Genomic DNA, 7,851 nt, shown 5'->3' on the forward strand with positions numbered 1-7,851 from the left:
GACCAGGATCGCTTCATTGGCCCAGTGAATGTCATTCAGATTCAGCCCTGTCAATTCGGCATTGCGGATTCCGCATCCGTACAGCAGTTCCAGAATCGCCCTGTCGCGGCACGGCCAGCTCGCTGCATCGTCATCCACGCTGTCCACCACGCGATTCATCTGCTCAATCGATGGCACACGCGGCAAGTGCTTCGGCAATCGCGGCGTCGCCACCAGTGAGGCCACGTTCTGCTCGACACGACCGGTTCGCGCCAGCCATTTGAACCAGCTTCGAATCGCCGCGAGCGCCCGCGCCGTCGAAGCCTTCGATAATCCGCGCTCCAGCAATGTCCCAAGATATGCGCGAATGTGAAGGTGCTCGATCTGATCCACCGAGCCAATCGCGGCGTGTCGTTCCGCCATGTACAACGCAAAATCAAACAACTCCCGCCGATACGCCCGCAGCGTGTGCTGCGAAGATCCGCGCTCGTTCGCAAGCATGCGCAGGTACTCATCCGCCAGCCCGGCCAGCGGAGGCAGAGGAGTGTGCACCGGCAATTCCTGCTCAGGTTCGGCGATCATCATTCCTGCTCCCGGTCGCGACCCGTGCCATCCCCCTGCGGTTCAACGACGCGTTTCTTCGCCTTGCCGCCATGAATAATCCCGAATCGCCCACTTCGCGTTTCGGCCGGAGTTGCGTCTTCCTGCGGTTTCACCTTCGCCCGTGGATGATGCTCGCGATGCACCGCTTTCAACCTGCCCAGCGCCAGGTGCGTATACACCTGCGTGGTCGAAATGTCAGCGTGGCCCAGCAACGTTTGCACGCTGCGCAAATCTGCGCCGTGTTCCACCATGTGCGTCGCGCAGCTATGTCTCAGCTTGTGCGGACTCGCGTCCTTGTTACTCATTTTCACCAGATGCCAGACCCATTGCCGCGTCAGCGGCATTCCGCGCAGTGACAGAAATAACCGGGTCGCGTCCTGCCGGGGCGGGCTCGCCTTCCGCTTCGAACTGATCCGCGCAAGATGTGGTCTTCCCTGCCGAAGGTACGTCTCCAATGTCTCCACTGCCTTGCGCCCGAGGGGGACAATCCGTTCCTTGTCGCCTTTTCCCCGCACCATCACGCGACCGGCGTCCAATGCCAGGTCGCTTGTACCCAATCCTGTAATCTCCGAGACCCGCAGTCCGCCCGCATAGAGCAATTCCAGAATCGCGCGATCGCGCAACGCCGTTGCCTGCGCCTGGGGATGCTCCGCTATCATCGCCGCGCGCTCGAGCATCTCCGCCACTTCCGGCTCTGCGAGCGATTTCGGAAGCACTTTCCACGCCTTGGGCGACTCAATATTCAAGGTTGGATCGTGATGGGTTCGCCGATCCAGCAACAGCCACTTGTAGAATCCCCGCAGACAGCTCAACTTCCGCGCGGCGCTCCGCGAGTCAATCGAATGGGTGCGTAGATGCTCAAGGAACGCCGACACATCCTGCTGCGCTGCCGTTACCAGCACGCCCTGCCGGCCTTCAAGAAACTCGGCGAACGTCTTCAAGTCTCCGTCGTAGGCCTCGCAGGTCAGTGGACGTAATCCTTTTTCCACCCGAAGATACGCCTGGTAATCCTTCAAGAGCCCGAGGTTGTTTTCTACGCCCACAGGTTCGATTATCCGCGTGGAAAGAGGTAACTTGAGTTTTCTAGCGGAGTTACCGAACCTCGTTCATCAACGACTCAAATTCGTTAACGCATTTTTCTGTTTGCGCAGCACCCGTCACTGCCGAAGGGCGGCCTGAATTGCGCGCTCTATATCCTCGAGATCGGAATCGCCATTGAACTTCGAGATGATCTTTCCCTGGCGATCGATCAAATAAGTCACCGGCAATCCTAAAAGGCCGCCGTACTCCTCGCCAAGCCGCGCGTCGCCCATCACAACCGGAAAATCAAGCTGCAACCTGCGAACGGTTTTGCGCACCGGCGCAACGGTGTCATCCATCGAAACGGCGAGCACGCTGAAACCCTTCGCGCCATATTTCTTCTGCCACGAGGCAAACTTCGGCAGCTCCACCTGGCAACCGGCACACCACGTCGCCCAGAAATCCAGCAGCACCACCTTGCCGCGATACTTCACCAGGGCAACGCTCTGGCCAGACAGATCATTGCGTACAAATAGCGGCGCTGGTTTTTGCACGAGGTCCGGCGGAGTCTGCGCGCACAAGCTGGCTACGCAAATCAGAAGCGCACATATTGTGATGCGAAGAAAGCGCATTTTAAAGTTCGCGACGCGCACCAACCGCTACTCGCCCTTCTCTACCGGATAGCCTTTTGACACCCAGTCGTCACCGAAGTTGTTGGCGAGGTAGAGAGCTTTCACCTTCGTGAATCCCAGATCATGCAGTTCCTTGTACGCTGGTCCCAGATTTGGGCAGTGGTTCCATGGGCAGCAGCCGCAATAGATGACGATCAGTTGTTTTTTGGATAACGGCGCCGACAACTTCTTCAGCAGCACGATCCCATTTGCCTGTGAGCCGGGCCCCGCAAATCCGGAATTCGGAATGTGCGCCTGCTGGAACATCACGAAAGAGCCAACCTGAAATACCGCGGGCCGCTCCTGTCCGGCTGCCTTCAGCATCCGCACCAGTTCCGCCGGTTGCATCAGATCCGCTTGCGGAATCGTAGTCGCGCTCAGCGCGGCTGGATTCGAATACTGCCCCCATGCTCCTGGCACCGTTGCAAAGGCGATAACCGCAAGAAACACAACAATCTTCAATGAAAAAATAAGGCGCATCGATAACTCCTTGGATAACTTCATTCTACCGCCGCGTGCATTTACAGGGTGTGATCAACGAAAATAGGGTTGGGTCACTTTCAATAAAGGAACAAATTCTCTTGTCATCCATGCAACTCGAAATCACTCCCTGGACTGCTCAACAACTCGAACATCTCGTCTCCGATGCTGCGCCCAAAGTCGCGGTATTCGATTGCGACGGAACCCTTTGGAGCGGCGACTCCGGTCACGGATTCATGGTCTGGTCGCTCGAACAAGGGCTCGTTTCCCGCTCGACCTCAGATTGGATGGACACGAGCTATCGCGGTTACCTGGCCGGTACCGTCGACGAAGCCCGGATTTGCGGCGAGATGGTGCAGATCTACTCCGGCCTGCGTGAGCAGGAACTGCGCTCCGCGGCTGCCCGTTTCTTCGACGAACATGTGCGCCCCCATATCTTCGAGGAAATCGTCGCGCTCGTCGCCACGCTGCGCAAAGCCAACGTCGAGCTGTGGGCTGTCAGTTCCACCAACAAATGGGTCGTCTCGGAAGGCGTGCGCAGCTTCGGCATACCTGAAGAGCACGTCCTCGCCGCCGAAGTCAAAGTCGTCGACGGCATCATTACCAGCGACCTGGTCGATGTACCCACTGGCCCGGCAAAGGCTGCCGCACTGCGGCGCGTCGGCTTGCCGCATCCCGACGCGGTCTTTGGCAACTCGCTCCACGACCTGGCCATGCTCGAGATCGCCGCCCATCCCTTCCCCGTCAACCCTTCGCCGGCACTACTGGGGGAATGCGCAAAACGCGGCTGGGGCTACTTCCGCCCCCGCGAAGCCGCCGAATCTTCGGCCGCTATCGCTGGCGAATAGGCTTTCTCCGACAGAAACCGTTGTAAGTGCAAGCAAAAAAACCTACCTGCACAATTTCAGAAGATGAAATGTCGAGGTATGTTCATCACACCGGTATTTGTCGCAGGCATTTACACTAGAGACGTGGAAGAGCCGCAGCCCATCTCCAATTCGCGACCAACGGGTCCCGCACTCCGCTTTGTAGTAGCAGGTTTGCTGGTTCGCGATGGACTGGTGCTGATCTGCCAGCGACGGCCCGACCAGCCAATGGCGCTGCAATGGGAGTTTCCCGGCGGCAAAATCGAGCAGGGAGAGAGTCCTGAACAAGCCCTCGCTCGGGAACTCCAGGAAGAACTTGGCATCGACGCAAAGATCGGATCGCGCGTTACCCACATCCGTCATAACTATCGCCATGGCGGCGCCGTCGACCTGCAGTTCTTCTCCGTCCCCTCCTTCAATGGCGAATTGGAGAACAAAATCTTCCACCAGTTCAAGTGGGTCCGGCTCGAAGAACTTCCTGACTACGAGTTCCTGGCCGCCGACCGCGGACTAATCCGCGACCTCGCCGCCGGCAAACTTCTCTAGTCGCCGCTAAGCAGCCCCGGTTCCCTACTGCTTGAGCAGCCCCAGGTCAATCATGCTCTGCGCGGTCGCCACCACGCTGTCCTCGCGCGAACGTGGCTTCCATCCCAGAACGCGCAGTGCCTTTTCGCTGGTTGCATTCTTCCACTTGCCCAGTTCCGGAATAATCTGCTTCACCGCAGGATCGCGCAACGCCGCGAGCTTTACCATCCAGTTCGGCAATTGCCGCGTCGGCACACGTTTCGCAGCTTCACCCAGCCGCGCCTTCAGCGTCTTCGCAATCTCGACGATCCACATGAAGTCACCTGCAACGGCGAGAAAGCGCTCACCCTTCGCCGCGGGATCTGTCATTGCCCGCAGATGTAAGTCCGCGACATCGCGCACATCTACCACCCCAAAACACATCCGGGGCAAGCCCGGCACGGCTCCATCCATCATTCGCTGAACGAACAAGACTGACGTTGCATAATCCGGCCCCAGCACCGGCCCGAACACGCCCACCGGATTAACCACTGCCAACTCCAACCCCGCGCCCTCACGATCGATAAAGTCCCATGCCGCGCGTTCCGCCAGAGTTTTCGACTTCGTATACGGCATCACATCCGCGCCGTCCGGATTCGTCCAATCCTTCTCAGTGAAAGCCCTCTCCTGCTGAGGGTGCCCATACCCCACTGCCGCAAACGACGACGTCTGCACAACGCGCTTCGCGCCCGCATCCCTGGCCGCGCGCAGTACCCGCAGCGCACCCTCCCGCGCCGGCACAATCAGCTCATTCTCATCCTTCGGCACGGTCGATGGAAACGGTGAAGCGATGTGCAGCACATATTCACAGCCCGCAACCGCCGCCGGCCACCCCGCATCGCTCATCAGATCCGCGGCAACGAATTGCAGCCGATCTCCGGGCTCTGATCCGGCGTGCTTCAACATTGCGCGCACATTGCCCTCGCGCGAAAGGCTTCGCACCGTCGTTCGCACCTGGTGCCCCGCGCCCAGCAATTGCAAAATCGTATGGCTCGCAATAAATCCCGACCCGCCTGTCACCAGCACTGTACTCATCTCATGCTCCTTGCCATTTGATGCCGGAGAGCTAAAGGCTAAAAGCTACAAGCTAATAGCTGCCCTTCAATGCCCCGGAATCATTCCCCAGAGCATCACTCCCGTCATGCCAATCACGATGATGCTCGTGCCCCATGCAACTGCGTTCCACAGGTGCGAGTTCTTGTGCTTGCCCATCAGATCCTGCCGATTGATCAGCATGAGCATCAGGATGATCACCACGGGCAGCAGCACCCCGTTCAACACCTGCGACAGTATCGCAAAGTTGATCAGCTGCGCATCCGGCAAGATCAGAACAGAAATCGCGCCACCTGCGATCAGCAGTGTGTACAGCCAGTAGAACGTCGGCGCCTCTTTGAAGCTCTTGTCCACGCCGGACTCGAAACCAAGGCCTTCGCACACCGTGTACGCCGTTGATAATGGCAGAATCGAAGCCGCAAACAGCGACGCGTTGAACAACCCAAACGCGAAGAGGATAAACGCATAGTCGCCCGCCAGCGGCCGCATCGCTTCCGCCGCGTCTGCTGCTACTGCGATCGCTCCCATGCCATGCACAAACAGCGTGGCCGCGCACGCCACAATGATGAACCAGGCCACGATATCTGTGAAGAAGCTGCCCACAATCACGTCAAGCCGCGAGGCCGCGTAATCCTTTACGCGAATCCCCTTTTCCACGATCGAAGACTGCAGATAAAACTGCATCCACGGAGCAATGGTTGTCCCCACGATGCCGATCGCCATGTAGATATAAGCCTTGTCGTGCCACACCGATCTTTCCGGCAACTGAATGGTTGCATGTAGGGCCTGGCTCCAGCTCGGCTGCGACAGCACCCCCGCGAAAATGTAGGCAATGTAGACCACCGAGGCGACGAGGAAAATCTTCTCTGTGCTCTTGTAGTTGCCCTTTACCACCATGAACCACACCAGTACCGCGCAAAAGGGCACCGAAATAAATTTCGTCACGTGAAACAGGTGCAGTGATCCAGCGATCCCGATGAACTCCGTAACCACGTTTGTGTAGTTGACGAAGATGAGCAGCAACATCAGCACAAACGTCAGGCGCAACCCAAACTCTTCGCGGATCAGGTCGCTCAGGCCTTTGCCCGTCACCACGCCCATGCGGGCGCACATCTCCTGCACCACGATCAGCGCAATGGTAATGGGAATGATGGTCCACAGCAGGCTATAGCCGTACTGGGCGCCTGCCTGGGAGTAGGTGAGGATGCCGCCCGAGTCGTTATCAACGTTGGCTGTAATAAATCCGGGGCCGAGAACGGCCAAAAACAGCAGTATCCGGATTCGCCAGCGCTTCCACATGGCCTCGGGTTCCTATGGTGGGGTCATTTTTTTCTGCCTTCACGACCATAACAGGCACAGCGCCGATTGGCGAGTGACCAGCAGGTTTCCATATATAGGTGCCCCATCCAAGCGACGTATTTGTCGCTTGGGTGGGTTTGAAAAATGGTCGATTTAGAGAAATGCGTTGCAGCTATCTGCGTACTTTGGTACATTGGTACACATGGCCCAGGAAAAGCAAGACCATCCTCTCGTCGAAGTCGAGCGCGTACAGACCGGCGTCCGCCTCGAAAAACGCATGCTCAAAGTACTCAAAGCCATCGCCGAGCAAAAGGACATGACACTCGGCGATCTGCTCGAGGGCATCGTCCTCCACGCTTTCGAAGGCAAAGCGCCGTTCTCGCCGCAAACCCTCAAGGAGATTGAGCAGTTCAAATCTCTCTACGGCATGGCGCTCAAAGCCTCCGACAGCCACCACCTCAAGGAGCGCAAACGATGAAATCCGCAATCGCCGGCACCGCTGCAGTCATCGCTGGCGCAGCCGCAATCGCCGCTTCAGCACTCGGCCAATCCGCCGCGCCGTCGACGCAACTCCTTCGCACACAAACGGCCTTCGACATCGTCGTTCACCTTCCCTCCGCCGAAACTGCGCCGCTCTTCGGCCCTGAAGGCGAACGTCCCTGGGCCGGCAAGCACTGGGACCCGCAATTCCTCTACCCGCAACCCGCGCACGACGAGCAGGGTGCTGTCTTCACGGTTCATCACGGTCCTGTCACCGCCGTGTGGGTCAACACACTCTTCGATCTCAAAGCTCGCCACTTTCAGTACGTCTACTTCATTCCCGACATCATGGTCACAACCATCGACGTCCGATTTACGCCCACCAACCCGACCACCACCCAGGTTCACGTTACCTACACCCGCACAGCACTCATACCCGATGGCAACGACCACGTCACCGCTTTCACCAATACCGATAAGACCGCGGCGAAAGACTGGCAGCAATCCATCAACACCTACCTTGCTTCACGTAAGCCGTAGACCTTCTTCCATCAAAACGACGTGTCATCCCGAGCGACCAACGGGAGTCGAGGGACCTGCAGTTGCTTTTGTCCTTGCGGCCGAATCCAGCCCCCACCCTGCTATATTGGAGAGTCTTTGCCGAGCACTGAATCTCTGGACGCGTCCTCTGCGATCCTGCAATTAAGGAGCAGCGCAATGCACAACGAGAACCCTTCCGACACACCGGACATCACCGAATCAACCGCCGCTCCCACTCGCCGCAAAATGCTCGGCACCCTCGCCGCCGCCGGCGCTCTTTTCGGACTCGATGCCAC

Annotated in this window: 10 protein-coding genes; 4 read left to right on the forward strand and 6 right to left on the reverse strand. The window is 58.2% G+C overall.

From position 1 onward, the window contains the following. The 4 genes from WA354_RS18945 to WA354_RS18960 all read right to left on the reverse strand — a co-directional run. Nucleotides 1-564: site-specific integrase (locus WA354_RS18945; RefSeq protein WP_472814580.1), on the reverse strand; the 564-nt coding region annotated here is incomplete at its 3' end. After that, entirely contained in the window at nt 561-1,625 is a 1,065-nt protein-coding gene (locus tag WA354_RS18950; RefSeq protein ID WP_472814581.1) for a site-specific tyrosine recombinase, read from the reverse strand. The genes WA354_RS18950 and WA354_RS18945, both read right to left, overlap by 4 nt. A gap of 114 nt (nt 1,626-1,739) precedes the next feature. After that, on the reverse strand, nt 1,740-2,234 hold the full coding sequence (locus tag WA354_RS18955) for a TlpA family protein disulfide reductase (RefSeq protein ID WP_472814582.1): 495 nt from the start codon (nt 2,232-2,234) through the stop codon (nt 1,740-1,742). Nucleotides 2,235-2,261: 27 nt separating this feature from the next. Further along, a complete protein-coding gene (locus WA354_RS18960; RefSeq protein WP_472814583.1) occupies nt 2,262-2,753 on the reverse strand; it encodes a rhodanese-like domain-containing protein in 492 nt (163 codons plus the stop codon). Between the two features lie 110 nt (nt 2,754-2,863). On the opposite strand from WA354_RS18960, the gene WA354_RS18965 reads away from it, so the two are divergent. Together WA354_RS18965 and WA354_RS18970 are read left to right on the forward strand one after the other, a co-directional pair. Further along, nucleotides 2,864-3,601, forward strand: coding sequence for an HAD family hydrolase (locus WA354_RS18965; RefSeq protein ID WP_472814589.1), 738 nt, complete (start codon nt 2,864-2,866; stop codon nt 3,599-3,601). A 78-nt stretch (nt 3,602-3,679) separates the two neighbouring features. Continuing rightward, entirely contained in the window at nt 3,680-4,165 is a 486-nt protein-coding gene (locus WA354_RS18970; RefSeq protein ID WP_472814584.1) for a (deoxy)nucleoside triphosphate pyrophosphohydrolase, read from the forward strand. A gap of 24 nt (nt 4,166-4,189) precedes the next feature. On the opposite strand, the gene WA354_RS18975 is transcribed toward WA354_RS18970, so the two are convergent. Next, the gene (locus tag WA354_RS18975) at nt 4,190-5,218 is read right to left on the reverse strand and encodes an SDR family oxidoreductase (protein ID WP_472814585.1); all 1,029 of its coding nucleotides are present in this window, start codon (nt 5,216-5,218) and stop codon (nt 4,190-4,192) included. Between the two features lie 66 nt (nt 5,219-5,284). Next, nucleotides 5,285-6,535, reverse strand: coding sequence for an Nramp family divalent metal transporter (locus tag WA354_RS18980; RefSeq protein ID WP_472814586.1), 1,251 nt, complete (start codon nt 6,533-6,535; stop codon nt 5,285-5,287). A gap of 166 nt (nt 6,536-6,701) precedes the next feature. Here WA354_RS18980 and WA354_RS18985 point away from each other — a divergent pair, with 166 nt between their 5' ends. Together WA354_RS18985 and WA354_RS18990 are read left to right on the forward strand one after the other, a co-directional pair. Beyond that, a complete protein-coding gene (locus WA354_RS18985; RefSeq protein ID WP_472814587.1) occupies nt 6,702-7,013 on the forward strand; it encodes a hypothetical protein in 312 nt (103 codons plus the stop codon). After that, entirely contained in the window at nt 7,010-7,555 is a 546-nt protein-coding gene (locus tag WA354_RS18990; protein ID WP_472814588.1) for a hypothetical protein, read from the forward strand. Before WA354_RS18985 ends, WA354_RS18990 begins: the two co-directional genes overlap by 4 nt. Nucleotides 7,556-7,851 lie beyond the last annotated feature (296 nt).

Origin of the sequence: Occallatibacter sp., from assembly GCF_049802275.1 — a bacterium.
Taxonomy (GTDB): Bacteria; Acidobacteriota; Terriglobia; order Terriglobales; family Acidobacteriaceae; genus Telmatobacter.